General features: G+C 37.0%; 24 protein-coding genes. 11 read left to right on the top strand and 13 right to left on the bottom strand.

Annotated elements, in window-relative coordinates; translation table 11 throughout:
* The first annotated feature begins 133 nt into the window (after positions 1-133).
* Positions 134-991, top strand: a complete 858-nt coding sequence (locus GNP81_RS15275) for a PA4780 family RIO1-like protein kinase (protein ID WP_155669623.1) — start codon at positions 134-136, stop codon at positions 989-991.
* Between the two features lie 31 nt (positions 992-1,022).
* Here GNP81_RS15275 and GNP81_RS15280 read toward each other — a convergent pair whose 3' ends face one another.
* The 3 genes from GNP81_RS15280 to yddG form a co-directional block, all read right to left on the bottom strand.
* A complete protein-coding gene (locus tag GNP81_RS15280; RefSeq protein ID WP_155673949.1) occupies positions 1,023-1,667 on the bottom strand; it encodes a lipase family alpha/beta hydrolase in 645 nt (214 codons plus the stop codon).
* A 121-nt stretch (positions 1,668-1,788) separates the two neighbouring features.
* On the bottom strand, positions 1,789-2,877 hold the full coding sequence (locus tag GNP81_RS15285; protein WP_155669619.1) for an AI-2E family transporter: 1,089 nt from the start codon (positions 2,875-2,877) through the stop codon (positions 1,789-1,791).
* A gap of 86 nt (positions 2,878-2,963) precedes the next feature.
* Positions 2,964-3,851: an aromatic amino acid DMT transporter YddG gene (gene yddG, locus GNP81_RS15290; protein WP_336495479.1), complete on the bottom strand. Its 888-nt coding sequence runs from the start codon at positions 3,849-3,851 to the stop codon at positions 2,964-2,966.
* A gap of 213 nt (positions 3,852-4,064) precedes the next feature.
* Between yddG and GNP81_RS15295 the strand changes: the two genes are divergently transcribed.
* A complete protein-coding gene (locus tag GNP81_RS15295; RefSeq protein WP_155669617.1) occupies positions 4,065-5,951 on the top strand; it encodes a methyl-accepting chemotaxis protein in 1,887 nt (628 codons plus the stop codon).
* A gap of 29 nt (positions 5,952-5,980) precedes the next feature.
* On the opposite strand, the gene GNP81_RS15300 is transcribed toward GNP81_RS15295, so the two are convergent.
* Positions 5,981-6,151, bottom strand: a complete 171-nt coding sequence (locus GNP81_RS15300) for a hypothetical protein (protein WP_005423765.1) — start codon at positions 6,149-6,151, stop codon at positions 5,981-5,983.
* Between the two features lie 144 nt (positions 6,152-6,295).
* Between GNP81_RS15300 and GNP81_RS15305 the strand changes: the two genes are divergently transcribed.
* The gene (locus tag GNP81_RS15305) at positions 6,296-7,189 is read left to right on the top strand and encodes a LysR family transcriptional regulator (RefSeq protein WP_155669615.1); all 894 of its coding nucleotides are present in this window, start codon (positions 6,296-6,298) and stop codon (positions 7,187-7,189) included.
* A gap of 4 nt (positions 7,190-7,193) precedes the next feature.
* Here GNP81_RS15305 and GNP81_RS15310 read toward each other — a convergent pair whose 3' ends face one another.
* A complete protein-coding gene (locus GNP81_RS15310; protein WP_336495478.1) occupies positions 7,194-8,087 on the bottom strand; it encodes a LysR family transcriptional regulator in 894 nt (297 codons plus the stop codon).
* A gap of 125 nt (positions 8,088-8,212) precedes the next feature.
* On the opposite strand from GNP81_RS15310, the gene GNP81_RS15315 reads away from it, so the two are divergent.
* The 8 genes from GNP81_RS15315 to GNP81_RS15355 all read left to right on the top strand — a co-directional run bounded on the left by GNP81_RS15315 (position 8,213) and on the right by GNP81_RS15355 (position 15,032).
* A complete protein-coding gene (locus GNP81_RS15315) occupies positions 8,213-8,647 on the top strand; it encodes a carboxymuconolactone decarboxylase family protein (RefSeq protein ID WP_155669613.1) in 435 nt (144 codons plus the stop codon).
* A 108-nt stretch (positions 8,648-8,755) separates the two neighbouring features.
* Positions 8,756-9,295, top strand: a complete 540-nt coding sequence (locus GNP81_RS15320; protein WP_155669611.1) for an NAD(P)H-dependent oxidoreductase — start codon at positions 8,756-8,758, stop codon at positions 9,293-9,295.
* 516 nt (positions 9,296-9,811) lie between these two features.
* Positions 9,812-10,864, top strand: a complete 1,053-nt coding sequence (locus GNP81_RS15330; protein WP_155673950.1) for an ABC transporter substrate-binding protein — start codon at positions 9,812-9,814, stop codon at positions 10,862-10,864.
* Between the two features lie 9 nt (positions 10,865-10,873).
* Positions 10,874-11,689 carry an alkaline phosphatase family protein gene (locus tag GNP81_RS15335; RefSeq protein WP_011263894.1) on the top strand — a complete coding sequence of 272 codons (816 nt, stop codon included), beginning with the start codon at positions 10,874-10,876 and terminating at the stop codon, positions 11,687-11,689.
* A complete protein-coding gene (locus GNP81_RS15340) occupies positions 11,686-12,573 on the top strand; it encodes an ABC transporter permease (RefSeq protein ID WP_155673951.1) in 888 nt (295 codons plus the stop codon). Before GNP81_RS15335 ends, GNP81_RS15340 begins: the two co-directional genes overlap by 4 nt.
* Positions 12,560-13,345 (top strand): ABC transporter permease, encoded by a 786-nt coding sequence (locus tag GNP81_RS15345; protein WP_065597835.1) that lies wholly within the window; start codon positions 12,560-12,562, stop codon positions 13,343-13,345. The genes GNP81_RS15340 and GNP81_RS15345 overlap by 14 nt, the downstream gene beginning before the upstream one ends.
* Complete coding sequence (locus GNP81_RS15350; RefSeq protein WP_155673952.1) at positions 13,345-14,364, top strand: ABC transporter ATP-binding protein; 1,020 nt, start codon at positions 13,345-13,347, stop codon at positions 14,362-14,364. The genes GNP81_RS15345 and GNP81_RS15350 overlap by 1 nt, the downstream gene beginning before the upstream one ends.
* A gap of 2 nt (positions 14,365-14,366) precedes the next feature.
* Positions 14,367-15,032 (top strand): HAD family hydrolase, encoded by a 666-nt coding sequence (locus tag GNP81_RS15355; protein ID WP_155673953.1) that lies wholly within the window; start codon positions 14,367-14,369, stop codon positions 15,030-15,032.
* Positions 15,033-15,066: 34 nt separating this feature from the next.
* On the opposite strand, the gene GNP81_RS15360 is transcribed toward GNP81_RS15355, so the two are convergent.
* The 8 genes from GNP81_RS15360 to GNP81_RS15395 form a co-directional block, all read right to left on the bottom strand.
* Complete coding sequence (locus GNP81_RS15360) at positions 15,067-15,276, bottom strand: hypothetical protein (protein ID WP_155652200.1); 210 nt, start codon at positions 15,274-15,276, stop codon at positions 15,067-15,069.
* A gap of 276 nt (positions 15,277-15,552) precedes the next feature.
* Positions 15,553-15,762: a transcription antiterminator/RNA stability regulator CspE gene (gene cspE, locus GNP81_RS15365; protein WP_005423776.1), complete on the bottom strand. Its 210-nt coding sequence runs from the start codon at positions 15,760-15,762 to the stop codon at positions 15,553-15,555.
* Positions 15,763-16,121: 359 nt separating this feature from the next.
* Positions 16,122-17,036 carry a halovibrin HvnA gene (locus GNP81_RS15370; protein WP_196587372.1) on the bottom strand — a complete coding sequence of 305 codons (915 nt, stop codon included), beginning with the start codon at positions 17,034-17,036 and terminating at the stop codon, positions 16,122-16,124.
* Positions 17,037-17,063: 27 nt separating this feature from the next.
* Complete coding sequence (locus GNP81_RS15375; RefSeq protein WP_196587373.1) at positions 17,064-19,253, bottom strand: adhesion domain-containing protein; 2,190 nt, start codon at positions 19,251-19,253, stop codon at positions 17,064-17,066.
* A gap of 25 nt (positions 19,254-19,278) precedes the next feature.
* Positions 19,279-21,120 (bottom strand): RCC1 domain-containing protein, encoded by a 1,842-nt coding sequence (locus tag GNP81_RS15380; protein ID WP_196587374.1) that lies wholly within the window; start codon positions 21,118-21,120, stop codon positions 19,279-19,281.
* 66 nt (positions 21,121-21,186) lie between these two features.
* Positions 21,187-22,341, bottom strand: a complete 1,155-nt coding sequence (locus GNP81_RS15385; protein WP_072055079.1) for a hypothetical protein — start codon at positions 22,339-22,341, stop codon at positions 21,187-21,189.
* 138 nt (positions 22,342-22,479) lie between these two features.
* Positions 22,480-24,351: a hypothetical protein gene (locus GNP81_RS15390; protein ID WP_155673955.1), complete on the bottom strand. Its 1,872-nt coding sequence runs from the start codon at positions 24,349-24,351 to the stop codon at positions 22,480-22,482.
* Position 24,352: 1 nt separating this feature from the next.
* The gene (locus GNP81_RS15395) at positions 24,353-25,387 is read right to left on the bottom strand and encodes an outer membrane beta-barrel protein (RefSeq protein ID WP_005423781.1); all 1,035 of its coding nucleotides are present in this window, start codon (positions 25,385-25,387) and stop codon (positions 24,353-24,355) included.
* Position 25,388 lies beyond the last annotated feature (1 nt).

Here is a 25,388-nt window from a genome sequence, read left to right on the forward strand (position 1 = left end):
TAAGACAAAAATAAGTGTTTCAAGAAAACTTAACTTGTGAGCAGCCCGAATACAGGCATAATGCGCGTTAAATGATTACTTGGTTTACAATAACGTCTGTATATACGACGTTTATTAAACTCCTTGAGGTGCAATGAAAATACCAAATAGATTACTGCCATTAGTTGAAGATGGTTTGATAGATGAAGTTCTAACCCAATTAATGAGCGGCAAAGAAGCCTCGGTCTACATTGTTCGTAGCGGCGATAATATTCAATGTGCAAAAGTATACAAAGAGATTGAACAGCGCAGTTTTAAGCAAGCTGTCGCCTACCGTGAAGGTCGAAAAGTAAAAAACAGCCGCCGAGCTCGTGCGATGGAAAAAGGCTCTAAATTTGGCCGTGATGAGCAAGAAAAAGTATGGCAAAACGCTGAAATCGATGCGTTATACAAACTATCAGAAGCAGGTGTTCGAGTCCCTACTCCCTATGGTTGTTTTGATGGCGTATTACTAATGGAACTGGTCACTGATGATGAAGGCTCTGTCGCACCTCGTTTAAATGACGTGACCTTGACCAAAGAACAAGCGATACGCGATCATGACTTAATGATCCAATACGTCACTCGTATGCTGTGTGCAGGTATTGTGCATGGTGATTTGTCTGAATTTAATGTATTAGTCGATCACCTTGGTCCTGTCATCATCGATTTACCGCAAGCGGTTGATGCCTCAGCAAACAATAATGCCAAATGGATGCTTGAGCGTGATGTAAATAACATGACCACTTATTATGGTCAATACGCCCCTGAACTGCTTGGTTCTGAATACGCAAAAGAAATGTGGGCACTGTATGAAATTGGTGAATTAACACCAAATACACAGCTTACAGGCGTATTTATTGATGATGGAAGAGATGCTGATGTCGATGGCTTAATGGCTGAAATCAACGCCGTAATGGAAGAAGCTCGTTTACGTAAAGAACGACAACTTGAAGATCAAGATATCGATTAAACCTTTCAAATTGCAGATAACGGATTATCTGCTAACACTCCACGCTTTCTCTTTCTTCGATCACTCTCTTAAATTCATGATTATGAATAAAGTGATCAATTTGCTCAACGGTTTGTTTCGCATATATTAAACTGGTATGTGAATAATTTAGACACAGATGATCTTTAAGTTCAGGCAATAGCGTTTCTTCTACTGTAACTGTACCATCAGAAGGCACTTTATCGCGAATAATCGAAGAACGAATACCAATAGACATAGTCCCAGCAATCGATCCTATCGGGCAATCTACGGTTAATTGGTTTACATCAACAAGGCCTTGTTCTTTTGAATTACCTAAAATAAAACCAAGTTTTCTACTTTGTATTTCTTTAGCAATCGAAGAACCTTGAAGTGGAGAACCAATAGTAACAATAGAGTCAACAGGGGTGTTTTTATCATTATGTGAATTGACAAAATGAACAGCGAGAATGCCACCTAAACTGTGTCCTACAATGACATTTTTTTCAGTTTCAGATAAACAATTACGGATCCGTTTGAAAAGCAACGCCTCGTTAATTCGCACTGAGTTATAGCTGATCACTTGGATGCTATGACCTTTACGTCTTAACCGAGAAGCCAACGGTTTCATCACAAGACCATGCATATACAAACCATGTAACACAACAATGTGAGCCATTAGCTACTCCTTCAAATCCATCCATTAGTTATGACTATATCAAGAAGTAATCGTTCTCTATATGATAAAAATCATTCAAGTCTAATTAAACTCATTCTACATTGAGTTCTTATAATCAACCCTATCGATTATCTTTTGCATTTTGAGTTTCTTCAGCTTCATTCTTAAGCCATACAGTAAACATCTGGTAGGTAAGACTCAATACAACGGCACCAACAAATAAACCCACAATCCCAGACATAGCCATTCCCCCTAATGCCCCTAGCAAAATCACAATAATAGGAATATGAGAGCCACGACTTAATAATATCGGTTTCAAAATTGCATCACTGCTGCTTACCAAGACACACCAGACAGCAAACAATACGCCAGTAGTCGTGGTATCAACACTAAAGACATAAAAAATGATAGGCAGAAGAATCAAAATCGGTGGAAGCTGGATAATGGCAAACACAAGAACAAGAAATACCCATAGCCCAAGAACTGACGCAGAAATGCCAACAGCAGCCATTCCTAAGCCCGCCATTGTAGCTTGTATTACCGCGACACCAATCACACCTTGAACAACACTTCTTATGGTCACTTTAGAGAGCTTAATTAACTCTTCGCCATGTTTACCGGTTAATCGATTAGTAATTAAAATAAAGGCACGTTCACATTTAGCCGCATTGGCCATAAATACGCCAGCAATAATTGTAGATACAATAAACTGAATAAAACCACCGCCAAGTGAACCAACGAGTGACGCCGCTTTTGCTGCCACCACTTTCACTTCTGCACTGTATTTAAATAATAAACTCTCTAAATTTGATGATGCTAGAGACATAAATGAATAAGCTTCATGACCAATAATAGGCCAGTCTTGCATGCGTTCTTTTGGTTTAGGTATAGCGATACTGCCATCTTGATAGCCTAAAAAGAGCTCAGTACCACTTGTATAAATACCAGTAGAAAGCGCGATAAGTGGGATCAGTAATAACAACACCCCAATAACCGTTAAAATGATACTCACTTTACTTTCGCTTAGTGCTGTTTTTTTACTAAAGAAGGCAACAATTGGATACAAGGCCGTTGCAATAATCCCTCCCCATACCATTAATAAAAGAAATGGTTTTAAAATAGAAAAGCACCATAAAACAAGCACAGACAGAGCACTAATTTTAATAAATGCATCAATCGCTTGGTTAGAGAAATTATGATCAAGTTTCATAAACATTCCTTGTTACTTAAAAGGGATAACTCAAATTAGATTCGAGTCTGTATTACTTATATGTATAGTGTATTACTCAGCTAAAGTTAGCTTTTTTCTCTCGTAAACCACCAACAAATCAATGATGCAACTGTCACCATTATAACCCCTTGCCAAAATTGAATTGTTAACTCAATGTCTAAAATCCAAGCGGAAAAGAAAGTTGAAAAAATAGGAGTAAAATATGAGAAAGTAGCAAGCAACACCATGTTGCCACCAATAATACCTATATTCCACAAGGCATACCCACTTCCCATTACAATACCAGCCAGCAATAAATCGATTGCAGCTTCACTGGTCATCACAATCGAGCCTTCATCACTTATCGCGTATTTGCACCATAATGAAAGTGCGGTTGCAATAAAAAACCAAGTAATCGCATTCTTACCATTTGCTAATTTTTTCGTAATATTGCAATAAATTGCCCAAAGAAATGCGCCAGTAAATGCCAAAGAATAACTAACAGGATTACTTGCCGCATTGCTCATTAATTGAGATATAGATAAGCCCTGATCGCCACTTAATGTCCACGCGACACCAAAGAAAGACAGTAAAATAGCAGGATAAATGACTTTGCTTACTGGTTTTTTACTCGCAAGAACAGCAAACAACACCGTTAGCGATGGCCATAAATAATTGATAATACTCATCTCAACCGCTTGGTTACGGCTATTTGCCATACCTAAAGCTAGAGATAAGCACATTTCATAGCAAACAAATAAGCCACCACCAATGAGCAAATAACGAGGTGAAAACAATTTTAATTTAGGCAAACCTACGGTAAAGATTAAAAACAACGAACCCACGCTATAAATCATAGCGGCCCCACCAATCGGGCCTAATTGCTCGGTCACGTTACGGATAAGCCCAACAATTAAGCTCCAAAGTAAAATGGCAGAACAACCCGCTACAGTATATTTATATGATGAATTCACTTTTTATTCCTAATTACAAAATCTCTGACAACAAAAGACACTTTATCATTTTCAATTAACTTTTATTAACAAAAACATCAATAAAGAAAGCCAATAGTTATTTTAAAATCATTATTATCTTCAATGGATTTTTTATGTCATCATTTATTTTAAAGCTTAAAATTATTAAGACAAAGCACAAACTATTCACAAATTAAAAGATGAAGATCGATTATGTTTAAAAATTTATCGCTTAAAAACAAGCTCGCTATATCCGCAAGTGCTGCAATTATACTCGGGGGAGTATTGGTTGAAGCCCTTTCTTTCAAAGCCTCATTAGATCGCTTAGATACAGAAGTTGAACAGCGATTAGAAAGTACCACTGCCTCATATAATCAATACGTAACAGACTGGATTATCTCTAAAGAACGCTCCTTAACCTCATTACCTGTCGAAGCCAAGAACGATGCTATCGTTGTCCATCTAAAACAAATTCGTGACTCTGGTAAATTTGATAATATCTTCCTCGCCTACCCAGATGGTTCTCAAGTAAACGCCAACGGTGTCATATTACCTCCAGGTAATGATGACCCAAGAAAATGGGGGTGGTACACAAACGCTGTTGCCGCACCTTCCAAAGTCTTTATGGATAACCCAACCGTTGCGGCTGCAACAGGCGCAAATGTTGTATCTTTAGGTAAAGCGCTAAATTTACATGGGCAACAAGTAGTATTAGGTGCTGACGTAGAGATTACCGATATTTTAAACAGCATGGAAAAAGTTATTTTCCCAGGTGATGGTTTCATGTTTATCGCTAATGATAAAGGTAATATTTTTACTCACCCAGATACCAGTCTTCTAAATAAATCGGTATCAGAAGTCGGGCTAACCTTCGCAACAATTGAGCAAGCAGCAAATACCAACCGAGATATTACCATTGAAATTAATGATGAAAAATTCATTATTTATGCAAAAAGAATTGATGGAACAAGCCTAATTACCGTTAGTGTTATTAATTATGACTCATTAGTTGCGCCATTATTTGATGCGATTTCAGGTCAAATATTAGTGACGGTTTTTGTTGTTCTTATCTGTGCCGTACTTTTCAATTTACTTTGTACGATACTATTCCGTCCATTAAATAATGTCTCTCAAGCCCTCGCTCAAATCGCTAATGGTAGCGGTGATTTAACCCAAAGAATTCATGTTGAAAACAACGATGAAGTTGGAAAACTAGCAAATAACTTCAATACATTTGTAGAGAGTTTACAACAGCTTATTCAGCATATACGTCATCAATCACAACAGCTTACTGATGGTTCAGAGCAAAGCACTAACCGTGCAAACAACTCAGTAAAAGAACTTAATCTACAGCAACAAGAAATCACAATGGTTGCAACTGCTGTAACCGAAATGGCCTCTGCAACTCGTGAAATCGCATCACATGCAGAACAAACTGCTGAAGCTGCTCAAAACTCATCAACAAGCACTGAAAAAGGTCATTCATTAGTTGTTGAAACCAAAGCATCAATTAATAATCTTGCCAATGAAGTGGCTGAAGCAAGTAACGTAATTAGTGAATTACAACAGCATTCCCAAGAGATAAATACCGTTTTAGCAACCATACAAGGCATTGCGGAACAAACTAACCTGTTGGCACTAAATGCGGCAATCGAAGCTGCTCGTGCCGGAGAGCAAGGACGTGGATTTGCAGTTGTGGCTGATGAAGTTCGAGTACTATCACAACGTACACATACTTCAACAGAAGAGATAAAATCGACCATTGATATTCTACAACAAACCACTAGCCGAGCAGTAAACCTAATGCAAAGCAGTTCTTCGTTAGCTGGTAATTCAGTTGAAGATGCAGATCGCGCAGCATTAGCACTTGAAGAAATCAGTACTTCAGTCACGCTAATCAGTGATATGGCAACTCAAATTGCAACGGCTGCAGAAGAACAAACTCACGTTACTGGTGAAATAACTCAAAACGTAACATCAATCAAAGACGTTACTGACCAGTTAGTAATTGATTCTGAAAACAGTTTAACTCAATCACATGATCTTAAAGAACAAGCCATTGAATTAAGTGAAAAAGTGGCGACATTTAAACTATCGTAAACTAACAACAATATAATAAAAGTGGTGAGTTAGCTCACCACTTCAACTGTTTTATGTTGAGGACCTAAATAAGTACCTTCATCAATGAAATAACGCAGTGACTCTTCACACTCAGGGCATTCAAACACTTCATTCGGTTCAATCTCTTCATCTTCAACCCAATCCCAACCAATATGCTCTTCACAACTAGGACAATCCACTTTAAATTCCTCATTACAACTTTTTTAATATCATATTTATGTAAATACATTACTCGGATAAAAACATAAATTTATCGGTTATGTTTATCATCATAATATTTTGTTATATTGATGATCAACAATACGGTAATGACATGGTGATTTATGCTTAACCCTTTATGGCTCAATACCTTTTGCACTTTGGTTAATGTCGGGCATTTTACTCAAACTGCAGAAAAGCTTTTTATGACACAACCTGGCGTCAGTCAACATATAAAAAAATTAGAACAAGCTTGTGGCTATAACTTATTAAAGCGTGAAGGAAAAAGTGTCGAGCTTACTGAACAAGGCCGCCTTGTTTATGAATATGCGAATAAACAAAAGCAAAATGAGGCTCAACTCATTGAAGCATTAAGTTTTGATGACCCATACAAAGGACTTTGTAAGTTATCTTGCTCAGGTGCATTAGCGCTATCTCTTTATCCTGAATGCATCAATTTACAAAAAACACATCCAAACCTGACTACCTCTCTAGAGGCTGCACCAAACCATAAAATATTGGATGATATTCAACGTGGGTCAATTGATATTGGCATTGTTACTCATAACCCAACACCAAGTTTATTTAGTAGTGAAAAACTAACTGAAGAGCCTCTTTGCCTAGTATTACCAAAACATTATCAAAACACAGCCATCACTATTGAAACCTTAATGCAATGCGGGTTAATCAAACATCCGGATGCAGAGCACTATTTATCACTGTATTTTGATAATTGTAAGGATCACGGATTAGAAAATGGTAATGCAAATGAGTTTCCTGTGGCCAGTTACATCAATCAATTAAGCCAAATTTTATTGCCTGTTGCTCAAGGTATTGGTTTTACTGTATTACCACAAAGTGCCATCGATGCCTTTCCCGATAAACAAGAACTGTATATTCACGAACCAACTCAATTGGTTATGGAGCGTCTGTTTTTAGTTCACAAACGAAACAGAGACTTACCAAAACGGTATCAAACGTTAATCGAAAAGATCAAAAACGCTTTAGCTTTAAATTAATAAATTATTTAACTAATTTATCGACCATAAAATCTAAAAAGGCTCGTACGTGCGGCTTAGGATATTGCGAGCCTTTATAGATAGCAAAAATCTCACCGCTCCCTTGCTCTCCATGTGTTATTGTCCATTCAGGCAAAATCTTAACCAAAGCACCATTCTCAATATAGGGAATAACCATCCAATCAGAAAGCAATAACACGCCAGTACCTGATAAGGCAGCATTCAATAATGGAGAACCACCTTTAGAGATTAAATTACCTGAAACAGAAACTTTTTTCTGAATATTTCCTTTTTTAAAAAACCAATGATTACGTTGTCGTTCATGACTAATCAATAAGCAATTATGATCATGTAAATCATCTGGCTTATTAATACTATGATATTTATCGAGATAAGTAGGAGAAGCCACTAAAGAAGTATAGTTGACCATGAGTTTACGAGCTTTTAATCGACTATCTTGAGGGGTACCAATTCGTATAGCAATATCTATATTCTCACTATTCAAATCAACAACTTTGTTATCAAGTTCTAACTCTATTTGTACTTTCGGATATAGCGCTAAAAATTCCGGGATAAAAGACGCTAAAACCAAGTTACCGAAGCTTTCAAAAACTGAGATACGTAACATACCTTCAGGCTCTTCATTACTCCCCTTCATTTCGCTCAATAATTTATCGCTATCCTGCAATAATTGAATCGACTTTTGATGAAAATAAAGTCCTTCTTCAGTCAAAATTAACTGTCGTGTACTTCTTTTAAATAAAGTCGTCTGTATCTTCTCTTCAAGATTATCAATATTTCTCGCAACCGATGATGGTGCCATATGCAATGCATGACCGGCCTTAGAAAAACTGCCTGATTCTACCACTTGATCAAATATTCGGATTAAATCTAACACATTATCACCTTTGCATTTTACGCAAAACTACTTCAGTTTTAATGGCCATTCTCTCTTTTAATCGAATTATGCACAATACCTCCATCGCAATAAAGCGCTAACAAACAATATAAAGAGACTTAATTATGACTACACGTATTGATATTGCAAAAATCCAACCAACAGCTTTGAGTGCTATGCTTTCTATTGAATCCTACCTATCAAGTGTGAATTTATCTGCTGAATTAAAAGAATTAATTAAGATCCGTGCTTCCATGATTAACCAGTGTGCATATTGTATTCAAATGCATGTACCTGAAGCTGAAAAAGCAGGAATTGAATCACAAAAGTTATTCGCTCTTGCTGCATGGAAAGAATCGCCACTATTTAACGCGACAGAACGTGCAATTTTAGCACTAACAGATGAAATGACCTTAATTGCAAATGACGGTGTTTCAGATAAAAGCTATCAAGAAGCATTAGATCTACTAGGAGAGGAACAACTAGCGCAAGCAATGATGCAGGTAATCATGATTAATGCTTGGAATCGTTTCGCTTTAGCGACTCAAATGACGCACTAATCAAGAATAATAAATAATCAACTCTAGCTATATTCATATCAACTCAAAATAAACCGTTGAGCATTGTACTGAGTATAGCTATTTTTTTACCTGATAATTGAGAACATTATGAAGCGTATTTTAGTCTTACTCGCACACCATTTAATTGAAAGCTCTACAATTAACCGCACGCTAGTAGAGGCGTTGTCTAAGCATGATCAAACCACAATACATAACTTGTACCAAGCTTATCCAGATTTCCAGATTGATGTTGAGCAAGAGAAAAAATTACTGCTTTGTCACGATATTATTATTTTTGTTTTTCCAATCTATTGGTACTCAACACCTTCTCTATTAAAAGAATGGCAAGATCGTGTTTTAGAATATGGATTTGCTTATGGCACTAAAGGGAATAAGCTTCACGGTAAAACATTATTATGTATGACGAGCACTGGTAGCCCAGAATCAACTTATCAGTCTGACGATAATCAAGGCTCTATAATGAAAACATTATTAATGCCAATTGAAAAAATGGCTCAAGATACTGGGATTAATTATATCGAACCACTAACATTGTATGGTTCAAGAACTGCGATTGAAGAAGATCGATTAACACCTCATATTAACAACTGCTTAAATAAAATAAATACGTTGTTATCTGAAGAGTAAAAAGAATAATCATTCTATATAAAAACAATGATTAAACGTTGAGTTTATGTATTACAAAGCCCTAAAACCAAAAAACTCCTGAATATCAGGAGTTTTATTTTTTACCACTTTTTAGCCACATCTTTTGCAGTGTCTTTCCAGTATTGAATTCGCGCACGTTGCAATTGGGCTTTTCTTGTTCTTTTCATAAGAGACTTCCTTCTAACATTCATTTACTCGTCAATGAGCAACTTCATGAATTTCCTTACCCTTTGAATCTATCGAAGAGTTGCCCATATTGCGAGGATCAAGATCACGAATATTTAAACGTACCGCGTGTTTTTACTTTATTTATATGATCTTAATACCACTTATCCCCATTCTTAATACAAAAGCACAATTCTTCTTTCACACCACACTGAAACATTTGTGACATGAAAATTCACTAAAACTGTCAGAAAATCGCCTCAAAATCGTCATAAAGTCTCTCTAGGATGACAATCAAATTATTGATGTAGTCCAAAAGGATAGAGACAAATGAAAACATTGCTAACCAGTGCGACATTGCTCGTTACTACTTTATCAACGCCATTAATGGCAAAAGAAACCGACATTCAATCGCTTGTCAATGCAGCCCAAAAAGAAGGGAAAATATACAGTGTTGGTATGCCGGGAAGCTGGGCAAACTGGAAAGATACATGGAACGATTTAAATAAACTGTATGGCCTAAAGCATCAAGATACGGACATGAGTTCAGCTCAAGAAATTGCGAAATTTGCAGCAGAAAAGAACAACGCCACTGCCGATATCGGTGATGTCGGTTTTGCTTTCGCACGAGTTGCTGTGAAAAAAGGCGTTACACAAGCGTATAAACCAACCACTTGGGATTCAATTCCAGATTGGGCGAAAGATAAAGACGGTCACTGGGCACTTGCTTATACAGGCACGATCTCTTTTATCTCAAATAATAAGTTAGTAAAAAATCCACCGACATCTTGGGATGATTTATTACAAGGAAACTACAAAGTCAGCGTTGGTGATGTTGGTGTGGCAGCGCAAGCAAATAACGCCGTATTAGCAGCCGCTTTTGCGAAAGGTGGTGATGAAAGCAATCTAAAACCTGCGATTAAATTCTTTGCAGAGTTAGCCAAGCAAGGTCGCTTATCTTATACCGATCCAGGTTTAGCTAATCTAGAGAAAGGGGAAATCGAAGTTGCGCTACTGTGGGACTTTAATGCTTTAAATTATCGTGACAAATTAGGACGAGATCGCTTTAGTGTTAATATTCCTCAGGATGGTTCTGTTATTTCAGGATATACCACCATCATAAATAAATTTGCTAAAAACCCAAATTCAGCAAAATTAGCACGTGAATACATCTTCAGTGATCAAGGACAAATTAACCTAGCAGAAGGCTACGCCCGCCCTATTCGTAGTGATGTTGTGTTACCACAATCAATTCAAGATAAGTTAATTCCTAACGACCAATACACCAATGTGCAACCTGTAAGTGATTTTAAAGCGTGGGAAAAATCCGCTCGTAAACTTCCTCGCCAATGGCAAGAAAATGTATTAATTAACCAGCAGTAAGTGAATCCCATGAGCAGTAAGACTATTCTTGTTGTTCTCGATGGCCTTAATTATCAAGTAGCTCATGATTGTATGGGCTACTTAACAGGGTTAATTGAGCACCAAAGAGCAACACTATATAAAATTCAATCCGAATTACCTTCAATGTCTCGCCCATTATATGAGTGTTTATTAACGGGTATATCTCCTGTAAATAGTGGCATTGTAAACAATGATATTGTGCGATTATCTAACCAAGATTCCATATTCAGCTTAGCGACAAGCCAAGGTAAAACAACGGCAGCCGCTGCTTATCATTGGGTTAGTGAACTCTATAATATCGCTCCTTATCATGCGACACGTGATCGCTTTACCAACAGCAAGCAACTCAACATTCAGCATGGTTGTTTCTATCATTGGGATCATTACCCTGATGAAGCGCTATTTCTTGATGCTGAGCACCTGCGTCGTACGCATCAACCGGATTTTTTATTAATCCACCCAATGAATATTGATGATGTTGGACATAAATTTGGTCTGGATTCTCGTCAATATCGAAATAGTGCCCGCACTGCTGACATTATTTTATCTAACTACATTGATGACTGGGTAAACGATGGATATCAAGTCCTTATTACCAGCGATCATGGTATGAATAACGATCTATCACATGGTGGAAATCTACCAGAAGAGCGTGACGTCCCCTTATTTGTTATTGGAGAACGCTTTACTCACCAAGCATCCGATAACATCCAGATTAAGCAAACGGATATTTGCGGTGTGTTATGTCAATTATTAAGCCTTAAACACAACAAAACTTATCCTCAGGAATTATTAGTATTATGAGTAGTTCTGCAGTCACTCACCCAAGCAACGCATCAATTAAATCGATTGTTGCTTGGATAAAGAAAATGAAACCAGCAATTTGGCTTGCTCCATTAGCACTGTTTTTTTATCTCTTTCAATTAGCGCCTATGATTTGGGTATTCATCAATAGTTTCATTTATGAAGATGAATACTCATTTGAAAACTACCAAGAAATATTCGATTCTAGCTTTATGCTACAAGGGTTTAGTAACAGTCTATGGTTATCGATATGGTCCAGTTTAATAGGCTTAATGATTGCGACACTCTTGGTTTCGTCACTTCGTCGCATTGATAGTAAGCTACGTGATGGCGTTATTGCTTTCACTAACATGAGCAGTAATTTTTCAGGTGTACCATTAGCGTTTGCTTTCATTATAATTCTTGGTGTCAATGGGGCATTTACCCTATTGCTTAAACAATATGGATTAATTGATGATTTTAATCTCTATGGGAAATGGGGATTGCTTTCTCTATACATCTACTTTCAGATCCCACTTGCCGTGTTATTACTTTATCCCGCTTTTGATGCATTAAGTGATGATTGGCAAGCGGCTTCAGCATTACTTGGCGCGAAGACATGGCAGTACTGGACCAAAATAGCGCTGCCAGTACTCTTCCCTGCGCTACTAGGTACATTCATTATTCTTATCGCTAACGCCATCGGGGCTTATGCGAGTGTATATGCCTTAACTAATGGTAACTACAACGTAATTACTGTACGTATCGCTAGCCTTGTTTCTGGTGATTTATTCCTAGAACCAAATTTAGCGGCCGCTATCTCCGTTATATTAATGGCCATTCTGGCTTTTATTACCATAGTTAATCAGTGGCTTATCGCTAGGAGTTATCATGCAAAACGCTAATACCGCATTTCATAAATCGGTGGTTTACTCTATTGTCGGATTAATGATGATCCCCATCATTGCTACCTTTATTTATTCGATTTCATCTCGTTGGGGAGCCACCATTTTACCCGATGGATTTTCTCTACAATGGTATGGTCAACTCTTAACAGATGAGCGATTTTTAGCCGCTTTTGGACGCTCATTATTTATTGGCATTTCTGCATTAACGCTCAGTATTGTCTTAATTGTCCCAGCTATTTTTGTTGTGTTTTATTACTTTCCAAAACTCGACAAAGTAATGAATATTCTGATCTTATTGCCTTTTGCAGTACCACCAGTGGTCTCCTCTGTTGGGTTATTGCAAATCTATGCAGATAGCAGTATCCCTTTAGTGGGGACTCCCTGGATATTAATTGGAACCTACTTTACCATTGCACTTCCATTTATGTACCGCGCTATCGCAAATAGCTTTGAATCCATTAATTTACAAGATCTTATGGATGCTGCTCATTTATTAGGGGCCAGTACAACAAGAGCATTTCTCTTGATCATTCTTCCGAATTTACGTAAAGGTCTAATGGCCTCACTTTTTCTCTCTTTCTCATTTTTACTAGGTGAATTTGTCTTCGCTAATATCTTGGTTGGCACACGCTATGAAACCTTACAAATCTATCTCTACAACATGCGTCAAACCAGCGGACACTTCACGTCTGCATTAGTGATGACCTATTTCTTGTTTATCTTTTTACTGACTTGGTTAGCAAGTCGCTTTAACCGAGGTATTAAATAATGAGCTATGTAAACGTAAACCAATTAACAAAACGTTTTGGTGACAATACGGTTTTTGAAAACGTAAATTTTAATATAGAAAAAGGCGAGTTTATTACTTTGCTAGGTCCAAGCGGATGCGGTAAATCAACCCTACTTCGTAGCCTAACAGGATTAGATCCTATCAATAATGGTGAAATTTGGGTTAATGGCGAAAACATAACAGAACAAACACCACAGCAGCGTGGTATTGGCATGGTATTTCAATCTTATGCGCTTTTTCCAAATATGACCGTGAAAGAAAACATCGCTTTTGGTTTAAAAATGAAAAAGATAGACGTAAATACGATTGAAAAAGAAGTCTGTAAAGTTATTGAATTAGTTGATTTAAACGGTAAAGAAGATCGCTACCCTCATCAACTTTCAGGTGGGCAACGTCAACGAGTAGCACTCGCTAGGGCTCTGGTTGTAAAACCGAGGATCTTATTACTTGATGAGCCTTTATCTGCACTTGATGCCAAAATAAGAAAGCGTCTCCGACAGCAGATCCGTGATATTCAAAAAGAACTAAACTTAACTACGATCTTTGTTACTCATGATCAAGAAGAAGCCATGATCATGTCAGATCGCATCTTCTTAATAAATCAAGGTGAGATTGTTCAGCAAGGATCACCCGAAGAGATTTATACTCAACCTGCAAATGAATTTGTAGCAAGCTTCATGGGACATTACAATTTGGTTGATGCACCAAAAGCCAAACAGCTATTTGATATTGAAACCGAGTGGAAAGTCGCTATACGCCCTGAATCGATTTATGTAAAAGAAGAAGGCAGGCACTATGCTGAACATATTTCTTCACCAAAACAAGGGATTATCAAAAATCATCAACTGCTTGGTAATGTCATTCGCTATCAAGTAGATGTTAATGACTGCGACTTAACCGTTGATTTACTTAATCGTTCGTCAGAAAGACTATTAGCAGCGGGAAGTAAACTAGAGTTACTTTTTAATCTTAACGAAATTCAACCAGTGAGAGCCTAAACATGACACACCCACTTTATATATTTGATCTTGATGAGACCTTGATTAATGGTGATTGTGCCATGATTTGGAATGAGTTTTTAGTTGATAAAGGCATCGTCACAACACCTGATTTTTTAGAAGAAGACAAACGCTTAATGACGCTGTATTCACGAGGCTTAATGGATATGGAAGATTATCTTACCTTTGCTATGTTCCCACTAAAAAATATACCAACAGTTCAAGTAGAAATACTCATAGAAGAGTGTGTTAAAGAACGTATACTTCCTCTGTTATTCCCAGAAGCAAAAATACTCATTCACCAACTAAAAGCCGATAATATAGATATGATTGTTATTTCAGCTTCTGTTAGTTTCCTAGTAAAAATCGTAGCCAAGAACATAGGTATAGAACATGCAATTGGAATTGATTTAAAAGAAAAAGAGGGCTGTTATACAAGACACATTCTTGGTGTTCCAAGTTACAGAGAAGGCAAAGTATCTCGACTAACAGAATGGTTAAATGGAGGAGATAAAACCTATTCTAGTCTTCATTTTTATACTGATTCAATCAACGATTTACCATTATGTTTGTACGCGGATCATACGTACTTGGTAAACCCTTGTGAACAATTAGCGGTATATTCAAAAAAGAAAAATTGGCCGATACTTGCTTGGGGAAGCCAATAAATCAAAAATTATCCTTAAATTTCGTGATAACTAATTAAAACGAAACCATAAAATTACCAATAGTTTGATTATGACTATTGGTAATACTGCCTTCACCCGTCTCTTCACAGTATGAGAAATCGACATCAAGTGAATCAAGTTGTCCTTTCATTAAAAGATTACGCAATAATACATCGCTGTTTAGTTGATGAATTAACGCGTCCCATGACATATTGTTTTTAAACATTGTGAAATTTACTTTCATTAAATACCTTTGTTTTTTGATAGTTACTTTAAATTTATTTATAAATTAGTTAGTTAAATAAAATTCAATTAAAATAGTGTAATTTTAGTATGTTACAGAAAAATGATGGATTAAAACTAATGAAGTAGATGTTACTGAGAGATTTATGGCAAGTACGAAACAGGAGCAGATGTTTGAAATGTTGCAATCTTACAAGTAGAGCTAATTTAATTATTAATAATGCATTGTTAAAGTAGCGTAAATGATGCAAGCACCACTCACGCAACTTATTTGAAATTAAAGCGCTACAACGTTAGCAGCTTGAGGGCCTTTTTGGCCTTGCTCAACTTCAAAAGAAACTTTTTGGCCTTCAGCAAGAGTTTTGAAACCTTCTGAAGCGATAGCACGGAAATGTACGAATACGTCAGCGCCGCCGTTATCTTGAGTAATGAAACCGAAACCTTTTTCTTCGTTAAACCATTTAACGATACCAGTTGTTTTAGACATATTATGTCCCTTCTTAGTAAAAATTCATAAAAATCGCATTATGCGATGTGCTTGAGCTTGAATTATTAAATGTGGCGATAAAGCTAAGGGAGACACTGAGGATAACAACACTTACGAAGAAATTCTGAGGACTTACTTTTACTTGATGTTCACTAACAACTCTGAGCAACAGAGCGAGAACAATAGTACTCGATTACTGATCGTTGTAAAGACTTTTTTAATTTATTTTAAATAACTGTAAAAAAAGCCATGACATAAACAGCAAGACTCCATCAATTTAATCCGTATATACATACAAAAAAGTCACCATCAGAAATGGCGACTTTTTATTTTGTAATCAATGAGTTTTAGATTAGAACTTAGATACCTTGATCACTCATAGTAAATAAAAATTGAGCATCTTGATTTTTGTTATCAGGAAGCTTCATTTTAATTACTGGAATTGCAATACCTGTAGTTTGATAAAAGTCTTTTTGATAACTTTGAGCTTCATTTCGTCCATTATAACCAGAATCAGCTGTATAGAAAAAAGCTTGTATAGGTAATTCTCTGCCTATATTTTGTGGCCATACAGCTAATCTTAGCTCATTTTGAGTACCAAACGATTCACTAGAGATCTTAGCCATTGATTTAATACCTTCAGAAAAGTTTCTAGACGTATCTGATGGTGCAGTCTCTCTTAAATTAAACGAACATTGGTGGTGGTGTTTATCACCATGCGTATCATAATAATGTGATTTCCACTCTGATGCTGTATAAATATTTTGTTGGTCACAAGAACGACTAGAGCCCTTATAATCAACATTCTCTCCACAACCATTATAATTACGACGGTTTGAATCTGCATCGATAGGGAAGAAACATAGATAATCTAAATCTCTTTTACCTTGTGGAGCACCAAATATTTGATAAATAATATAACCACTATCATAACCATAAGCCAATCTAGTATATTTTGAATCTTTGCGTAAATAAGAAAACGACACACCGCCTGTATTTATTGCATTCGGACTTGGATTCCAAACATGATAATTACCCGGTTTATTACCTCGAAAGGTAATCCCCGAACATAAAAACGCAGGAGACCCATTACCGCAATAATCTGGAGTTTCATTATAATCATTCGTTAATGCTGCAACTAACGAATTGCCTTGCTGCTGTGTAATAGCACTATTACTACGACTTGCTGCACCATTGTCATCAGAAGCGTCATTTGCTAACACAGACAAGCTAAGAGGTAAAACAAACCAACTGATCAATTTTATAAATTTCATAATATATTCCATATATTTAAGTTTTAATTAATGCACATCACTGCGATCAATACACGTTACGTAATCGGTGTACGTGTCATAACCGTCATCGCTATTACCATTACTCAAATCAAGCCAGAAATGAGCATCGGGATCAGAACCAGACCCTGATACGGTCGATGACCAGTAATATGTATTGGTTGGCCATTGATATCTCCCCATATCACCGTATTCATTCTGCAACGTTTTCAGATCCCAGATTGTTGGCAATTTCCATGATGAACTGCCTCCAATACGTAAACCTTCACAAAATTGCTTTGCTGTGTTTGGATGATATTTAGGATATTTATAGCCATTTTCATTGTTGTACCCATCATAATTATGATAAGAACCAACCTGATCTAATTGCTCAACATTAACTGGACAAGAAACTTTAGCGCCGCTTGATAACGTCACTATTCCACCATCGTTTGAGCAAGTAGGTGTATATTTATCATCATCTTCAGTAATAGCTAATGACGTTATACAACTTTGATTTCCTTCAATTTGCCCTGTACTTTTAGGGACAACACAGAACTCAATGTGTTGGCCAACAAGAGAAGCATCATTTTTTAAATTGAAAGTAGAAGAGAAATGCTCTGTTCCTTTATCTCGATATAATTCTTCGTGAGTTTCCACCACAGTCCACGTGCGCAAACTGTTTTTTTCTTCTGCACCAGAATCAGCAGCAACATAAAGATAATCACCTTTTAATTTCTCGCCTATAACTGGCACATTAGGGGTTATTCGTAGCGACGATACCGAAGGTAAGCTCTCTTCTCCTGTCTTCCATGTTGTCACTTCATCACCACAACTAGGGTGGTATGCAAGAAAATAAGATACGCTGTTATCAGGGGCTTGCGTGGAATACAAATCAATAGGTATGCCATCGCAAGTCAACGTAATATCATCAACATTAGCTCCATTAGCCCAACTGTTTAAAATATTACTTCCTGCCCCTAAGCCTTGATGGTTTACAGCAGCAAATGCATTACCGCTAGCAATGGTTTCACTAGCAGGAGCAACAAATGCATTTAAAGCATCAGGAGACAGTTCTGCACTTTGTAACGCATCAATATAATTTCCCTCACCATCAAGTACCAAAGCACCTTCATTAGATGTTCTTGTCACTAAACGTGTATTTTCACCATACGTTTTTTTAGTATGTAGATTTCCCCATTGCGCCAGTTTTCCAGTTGATACATCCGTGGCAATAAAACTGCATCGAGTCGCACTTAACTGGGGACTTTTCATATTTGATAAGAAATCAGAAGTTGATGAATTTATCTTTCCTCCACAAGCATCATCCCCCCACGCATAAATAGTTGAATTGGAGATAACTGCAAAGGCTTTTTCTGTTGCTTGTATGCTCGAACTTCCAGAACTATTTAAAATAGAAGAAATATAACTAGGGATAGTGCCCGACTCTGAATTATCTCCCCCCCATGCAACGTATTTATTACTCTGTGTTTTAACTAGAAACGCATCTTTCGTAGCATAAATAGACTGCACAACTTCATTTTTTAAAGCCTTCTTAGCCTCTTCAGATATTGTTCCACCAGCGGTGCCATCACCCCACACCTTAATATCTCCTGATTCTAAAAGCGCAACCCAAGCGATAGGATCACCGATAGTACCTCCAGAGTGATAAATTGAGCGTATAGTGTCGGAAGACGTAATTGCATCAATCGTATTCTCTGTTCCTGTCGACGGAGTATATTCAATAAGTGAACCATCGGTTTTTACTATCATGAATGATTCTGTTCCCGGATAAACAGACTGAATATTCTCAATCGATTTCTCTTCACCACGAGTAACGCCATTTCCCCAAGCAACTCCATGGTGGAATACAGGATCTAAAGCGAGAAAAGCATTACCAGATGCATACATTTGGCTTGGTTTAATAAACGCTAATAATTCATCTAATGTACTTCCTGCTTCTATTTCTCCCCCAAACTGCGGATTACCAAATGCCATCACGTTTTGGTATTCACCTTTGTTTTGTATAATAAAAGCACCTGCAGCAAGGTTAATCCCAACAGTGCCTGGCAATGCTTCACTGTTATTAAAACGATAATTGTTTGCTTGATTGAACCAACTCTTATTCGCTTCACTTTGAGGGATTAACATTGGCTGTGCAGCCATCACTACTGGACTTAATACATTAGCCAATAGAAGTGCGATAATAGACTTTTTCATTATTACTCCTTTGTTATTATTTTTATTACTCATTGAACACACCATCAGGGACAGAATTACCCCACATCACGACAGCATTAAAACCCCTAACATAAAACCCCCCTGTAGTTTCATCCTCAAATTCAGAAAACGTATTAAAACTACCAATTTGAGAAATATCAGAAAGATCATTAATGGCACTACGTAAATTCAAACTAGAATCATCAGAAGAAAGACACTGATGTCCATCAGGAATACAACCTCCTTGGTTTACCCCTCCCCACGCATACACATCATCCATCGCCTTCATCAAGAAAGCGTGATTATTGCCAATGACATTAGCTATTGAGAAGGTAGGTATATTGCTAGGTAAGGTTCCGCCATATTTCTTATCTCCCCACACAAAAAGATGTGAGCTGTCGTATAAAGCAATGGCTTTTTCTGTTGATGCACAATGGAAATCATCGGTAATCGTTATTGCATCTAACTCTATTTGAATATTTGATGGGATATAACCAGCACCGTAATCATTTCCCCACGCAACAACACCTTTATTGCCATCAGAAATAGCAACAAACGATGCATCAGAAGCACACAAACGGGTAATAGGGTTTGCATTAGTAAAGTCAGTAGCCGCAGAACTTAGTAACCCACCATAATATGAGTCACCCCATGCTATTACTCTGCCTGATTTGGTTATCCCAGCAAATGCATAACGAGTTGCATAGACCGTTTGGATGTTTTGGTGCTGCTCGAATGGGCTATGTCCCCATGAATAAGCATTTCCATCATTATCGAGCACAGTAAAACTGTCTTGAGACGTAATAACATCTTTAATCGATAAAGCGGATTTCATTTCATCAGGTAATGTACCGCCATATATGGATTGCCCCCATGCAACAAGCTTTTGCTTACCGCTTGGCATATCAAACACAGCTAAAAATGCTTGAGCGGTATGATAAATTGCCTTTGGCAAACCATCTTTGCTTAACAACTTATCAATGCGTTTTTGTGATTCACTTGATATTGAGCCACCACGAACCATATCCCCAGCCGTATTTATTCCACCATTTTTTAAAATGGCAGCCATTGCATAAGGGGCTGGAAAAATTTCTTCGACTTGATTTATATAAGATGGCGTCGTATCAAACTGCCCCCAAATGATGGCATCATCTGACTCACTTTTAATCGCAAAGCCATCAAGCATAGAATACACTTCTTTCGCTTTAGGTAAGTTAGGGGCATTAGTCACTTCAGAGCCATAACCAATTAATGAAGCATCGCCCTCAGAGCTAAGAGATAACGCCGCAGAATTACTTGTTACAAAGGAAACATCATCTTTTGCATCCATGGTTGGTGCATTGTATAAACTGAAGTTTTTAGTTTGATTTAAATAACTGAATAACGCATTTTTATTATCGATATCTCCATTAGTAATTAATTCACTTCTGCATTCATTTTCTGATGGAGCATAACTTCCAGGCAGATAAGTTACTTTAATACAATATCGTAAATATTTATTATTTGTATCTTTTGGTACATTAATTGGAATTTCAGGAAACCCATCACCAGATATATTTCCGCAAGTTAATAATCCATCTAATTCACATTCCTCCTTATTATTGTTGATAATATTTTTTAACGTATCATCCGTTATTTCACACTCAGATGAATCATCATTTAAAATACAAGCACTGTATAATACTTTTATATCTGAGTCTGGTGTTGTTTTATAATTTATATTTGTTATTTCATTTTCTTTTGGTGGTGAAGATAAATGAAGCTGATCAATAAAAACCCTTGGTAGCTTTGGAACAATAGCATTAGCCATATTCCAGCTACTGGATAGAATGGTAATAGTCATACCTATCCAATATTTATATTTCATTATATTTATTCCGAACAGATAAAAGCCTCTAATAAAAGAGGCTTTATTATTATTTTATATTGTTATTTACTTAGGGATATCTTCACATACAACTAGTGCTAGAGAGTCTGGATCTTGTCCAAGAGGACTAAATGCAGCATCATCAGTAAGGTATGCAACCCCCATGAAATAATCAAAAACTTGACCAAGCTCAGATGTATCTTCAGTATTTGTCCAGAAAACACGAACATCATAAGGCCAATGTTCTGTTAATCCACCAGCAGTCGTATTTGTATTCAAATAGTTCGAAAACACCGTTGCATCATCCGCTAGACGTAGTTTAGGAGATCGGCTTTCACACTCTAGTTTTGCTTGCGCTTGAGGTAACGCAGCAAAGCCATAAACGCCATCACCTGTAGCAGAAGTTGCAACACCATTTTCATCAGTATTTACAATATTTTTTGATTCTTCATCATATATAGTTTCACTTGCTAACATTGGACGATAGTAATTATCTGCAATGTTACCGCCAGGGAAGTTTTCTGAAATATCAAACTCAGCATATGCTTGACCAGAACCACTACCTACTTCTTCTGTAGGAAGAACAGAAATAAACACTTTCAATGTTAAATCAGGAGTAACAGGTTGTGCTGGAGTGCCATACGTTTCTGGTATCGTGATTTTTTTGTCATCTTTATCAGTTGTTTCTTTGATAACGACATCACCAATTTTCCATGTGTATTTTGCTGATTCAATTTGATCATCAGTTAAAGGGGTATCATCACCACTATCAGGGTCAATCACGTCAAAAGAAAGAGTTACTTCTTCTGTTGGAGCTATAAATTTTCCAACTAATACATCCGAAATTGTCGTTTCATGAATACGAGGATCACCAACCAACGTCTGAATTTCTAATGGTAAAACATCGGAACATTCAACATTTGATGCTTGATCTTCTGGATTGATATATGACATACAAGCCATTACATTCTGACTATTACCTAGAATATCAGGAGTTACCGATAATTGCTTACCAGTACCAATTACCACCCCTTTTTCGTCTTTCCAAATCACTTTAGGATTTTGCAGTTGTTCTGATGTAAGATCCGTTTTTGCAGTTAATACACTACCTTGATGAATATTTTGATTTTGATGGTCAATATATACATTTGCAGAAGCTGTACCTACAACACCTACACTTAATAATGATACCATCGCCAACTGGTTTAATTTAAAATACATATTATACTCCAACCACTATTGTGGTTATTTATTTTAATTATGATGAAGATTTACCCTCATCTATTTATTCACTGTAATTATTTAAATAATAAATACAGTCCTTAATAATTAGAGCTATATAAAGATCTAATTAAAAAATTACCGACTTACACATAATGGGTTTATCAAATTAAAACCTGTGTAATTTTCATAAAAGAAATCTTTTTCTCGCTCTTCAGCAAAAATAACGTCTGCAGTAAAATCATATGGTCCTGATAGATATGAGGTTGAATAACCTTGCAATGCATAATAATTATTATTTATTGAAGATACCCACCCCGTAGTTAATGAACCAAACGGAATAATGTCAGACTTATTAGTGGATCTTTTTAATCCCAAAATAGATCGATTTAATGCAACGGCACTATAAGATGACGTAGCCAAATCAGACATATCCTGACCCATTGAGTCTATTTCATTTCCTTCACCTAAAACATCAATACCCGGAACGACTAAATACCAATCTCTACCTTTCTCAGTCAAAAGATTACATGAATCTGCTTTTGTCGACTGATCATATAGTGCCCATTTATATCCAAAAGTAACCAATGGATACTCTTCAACAGGAGCAGGAAACTCACCTTCACTAAATTTCAGTTTTTGCGCATTTTTTGCTTCTGTTATTGTTAATGGCCTATGGTAATAAGCGTCATCTCTTGTACCACCCAAAGAATCTAAATAACGTCCTTCTGCCGAACCAGGGATCAATATTTCACGTATCGGCTCTATACCTCGAGAGTAAAATAATGGTTTATCTGGTGTTTCGGGATAATATGCACCACCTGTGACGCACTCAGTATTATCCGTACATATCTCAGCGTCCCCTTTTACCGAAAGAGGTGTCGCTTCTGAGGCATTAACACAATATTCATACCCAAGTTCGGTACTATCAATACAAAAGCTGATGTCTTTACCAATAAAATACGTAGCATCTTTAGGTAGAGGATCTCCATTTGCTTCAGCAACAAGCCAATCCCAATCATCAAGTTGCTTATCAAGACTCACTTGTTGATCTCTACTGCTTCCCATATCCATTAAGCCCGGAACTAATTCCACAGCCTTATCTCGAGTACCTATGGTGTAAGATAAGTTAGTACCTACACCACCTTCACCTTCAGCAATCTCAACTCTGTCTTCTGCTTTATCGTTTGTCCAACCATCTTGTGCGCTTAAATTGGCTTTCCATTTTGTATCACCAGTTAGTCCATATATTTTCGCGGTTAACGTGGCACCATATTCCAATGAGCCAGTAATTTTAGTGCCAATTCCTTTTGTTGAATCACAATTCAGTGGACCAACTTGAGTGCCCTCTCCAATTGGGAGAACACAAGCTCGAATGGTTTTATCAATATAACGGCGGTTAATATCATACATACAATCCTTACCAGCTCCGGAGTCACATTGAGTAAACTCTGGCATATGATCATCACCTAAAGTATGAGTAACAAAACCAAATATACTCTTACCTTCAGGGATTCCTGCACCGTTATCATCATAGGTATAAGAAGCACTTATGGTATTTCCAGGTAGAGGAAAAACTGACGAATCTATCGACACTTCTGCAGAAATATCCGATGAAAGCCCAATACTTAAATCTGTACAATATTCATCACCAATTAATTCACCTGTTTTTGCTGATGGAGTAACACATCCAGATACTGTTACACCTAATAACGAACTTGCATCTGAAACAGGCAAGATATAATCATCAGCACCAGGAATATCGACACCATCTTTGAGCCAGCGAAAAGTAAACTGTTCAACATCAGGCTCGTCTCCTTCTTCATCGTAATATGTCCCAGTCAACTCCAACTGTTTATCTGCAATATTACCAATAATCTGTTCATCAAGAACTTGAGGGGCATGGTTTGATGTCGGATCCGTAGGCCGGCTAGGCATAAGATCCGTATCTCCATTCTTACAACTAACTAAAGAGACCAAAGTAGTTAATACAACAATAGATTTATTCATATTAAGACCCAACCCTACGGTTAAACTGAATAACCACTCGACGATTCAGAGCCGATTCATTTCTCATAAGATCTTCATTTACAAGCGGGTCTGCTGAACCTTTAGAATTAATGAGAATTCTTTCTTCATCCACACCAGCTTTAATCAGCATATCTGCAGCGTAAGTTGCTCTTCGTAAAGATTCGATATCATTTGCTGAATCCGTTCCTTTTGCGTCGGTGTAACCTGTAATGCTTACTTTCCCTTGTCCCTGCTTAACGCTTAACGCCAGTTCATTCCATGAGTGCCATTGCTTACTTTCAACAACAAAACGGCTTTCCCCAAATTCAAAATGAAGCGTAACTTGCTCTGGATAATAGGTTGCTTCAGGGACCAGTTTTACAATCGTTTCAGGCTTAGGCTCTGGTTTTGCTTTAAATTTATAAGTCAAACCAAGAGAGGTGAAGTAGAGGTCACTTTTACCCGTTTTAGCATTACCTATACCGTCAATAACTGAGGTTCCAAATCGTAAGCTCCAGTTTGGAGCAAGCGCATATTCCGCACCAATTTCCCAAATACCGTCTAGGCTAGAATCGGATTCGAACATGCCAAGATGTACATTATCGTTGCCTGAAACCGATAAATAGTTATAAGCAGCACCACCTTTTGCATAAAGATCAAGATTATCGGTTACTGGTAGTGATAACTTCACAGATAAATCAACACCCGTAGCATTTGAATAATAACCATCACCAACCCCGTAAAAAGTCTTAGGGCTTCCGTAATCATGCCAGCTACCTTCTAAGGCAAACCAAGAATTAAACTGATAACCACCATAAAGGCCACCACCAGTGACATAATTTTTACACTCGATAGCATTTGATGAACACGCACCTAAAAAGTGACTAACGCCAACCTGCCCACCTAAATACACATGAGATTGTTCTTCTTTTGATTCAGAAGCTACAGTTCCATTAGAGATAATTAACATTATTGCCAATAGTAAGGCTTTTATTTTTATTATGTAATTATCGTTATAAATTTTATGTTTTATCACT

The sequence above is a fragment of the Aliivibrio fischeri genome, from assembly GCF_009727955.1.
Classification (GTDB): Bacteria; Pseudomonadota; Gammaproteobacteria; order Enterobacterales; family Vibrionaceae; genus Aliivibrio; species Aliivibrio fischeri_A.

What these genes read in the sequence shown, in the direction of transcription:
- GNP81_RS15275 (WP_155669623.1), top strand. Translation starts at nt 134, where the DNA reads ATGAAAATACCAAATAGATTACTGCCATTAGTTGAAGATGGTTTGATA.
- GNP81_RS15280 (WP_155673949.1), bottom strand. Translation starts at nt 1,667, where the DNA reads ATGGCTCACATTGTTGTGTTACATGGTTTGTATATGCATGGTCTTGTG.
- GNP81_RS15285 (WP_155669619.1), bottom strand. Translation starts at nt 2,877, where the DNA reads ATGAAACTTGATCATAATTTCTCTAACCAAGCGATTGATGCATTTATT.
- GNP81_RS15295 (WP_155669617.1), top strand. Translation starts at nt 4,065, where the DNA reads ATGTTTAAAAATTTATCGCTTAAAAACAAGCTCGCTATATCCGCAAGT.
- GNP81_RS15305 (WP_155669615.1), top strand. Translation starts at nt 6,296, where the DNA reads ATGCTTAACCCTTTATGGCTCAATACCTTTTGCACTTTGGTTAATGTC.
- GNP81_RS15315 (WP_155669613.1), top strand. Translation starts at nt 8,213, where the DNA reads ATGACTACACGTATTGATATTGCAAAAATCCAACCAACAGCTTTGAGT.
- GNP81_RS15320 (WP_155669611.1), top strand. Translation starts at nt 8,756, where the DNA reads ATGAAGCGTATTTTAGTCTTACTCGCACACCATTTAATTGAAAGCTCT.
- GNP81_RS15330 (WP_155673950.1), top strand. Translation starts at nt 9,812, where the DNA reads ATGAAAACATTGCTAACCAGTGCGACATTGCTCGTTACTACTTTATCA.
- GNP81_RS15335 (WP_011263894.1), top strand. Translation starts at nt 10,874, where the DNA reads ATGAGCAGTAAGACTATTCTTGTTGTTCTCGATGGCCTTAATTATCAA.
- GNP81_RS15340 (WP_155673951.1), top strand. Translation starts at nt 11,686, where the DNA reads ATGAGTAGTTCTGCAGTCACTCACCCAAGCAACGCATCAATTAAATCG.
- GNP81_RS15345 (WP_065597835.1), top strand. Translation starts at nt 12,560, where the DNA reads ATGCAAAACGCTAATACCGCATTTCATAAATCGGTGGTTTACTCTATT.
- GNP81_RS15350 (WP_155673952.1), top strand. Translation starts at nt 13,345, where the DNA reads ATGAGCTATGTAAACGTAAACCAATTAACAAAACGTTTTGGTGACAAT.
- GNP81_RS15355 (WP_155673953.1), top strand. Translation starts at nt 14,367, where the DNA reads ATGACACACCCACTTTATATATTTGATCTTGATGAGACCTTGATTAAT.
- GNP81_RS15360 (WP_155652200.1), bottom strand. Translation starts at nt 15,276, where the DNA reads ATGAAAGTAAATTTCACAATGTTTAAAAACAATATGTCATGGGACGCG.
- cspE (WP_005423776.1), bottom strand. Translation starts at nt 15,762, where the DNA reads ATGTCTAAAACAACTGGTATCGTTAAATGGTTTAACGAAGAAAAAGGT.
- GNP81_RS15370 (WP_196587372.1), bottom strand. Translation starts at nt 17,036, where the DNA reads ATGAAATTTATAAAATTGATCAGTTGGTTTGTTTTACCTCTTAGCTTG.
- GNP81_RS15375 (WP_196587373.1), bottom strand. Translation starts at nt 19,253, where the DNA reads ATGAAAAAGTCTATTATCGCACTTCTATTGGCTAATGTATTAAGTCCA.
- GNP81_RS15380 (WP_196587374.1), bottom strand. Translation starts at nt 21,120, where the DNA reads ATGAAATATAAATATTGGATAGGTATGACTATTACCATTCTATCCAGT.
- GNP81_RS15385 (WP_072055079.1), bottom strand. Translation starts at nt 22,341, where the DNA reads ATGTATTTTAAATTAAACCAGTTGGCGATGGTATCATTATTAAGTGTA.
- GNP81_RS15390 (WP_155673955.1), bottom strand. Translation starts at nt 24,351, where the DNA reads ATGAATAAATCTATTGTTGTATTAACTACTTTGGTCTCTTTAGTTAGT.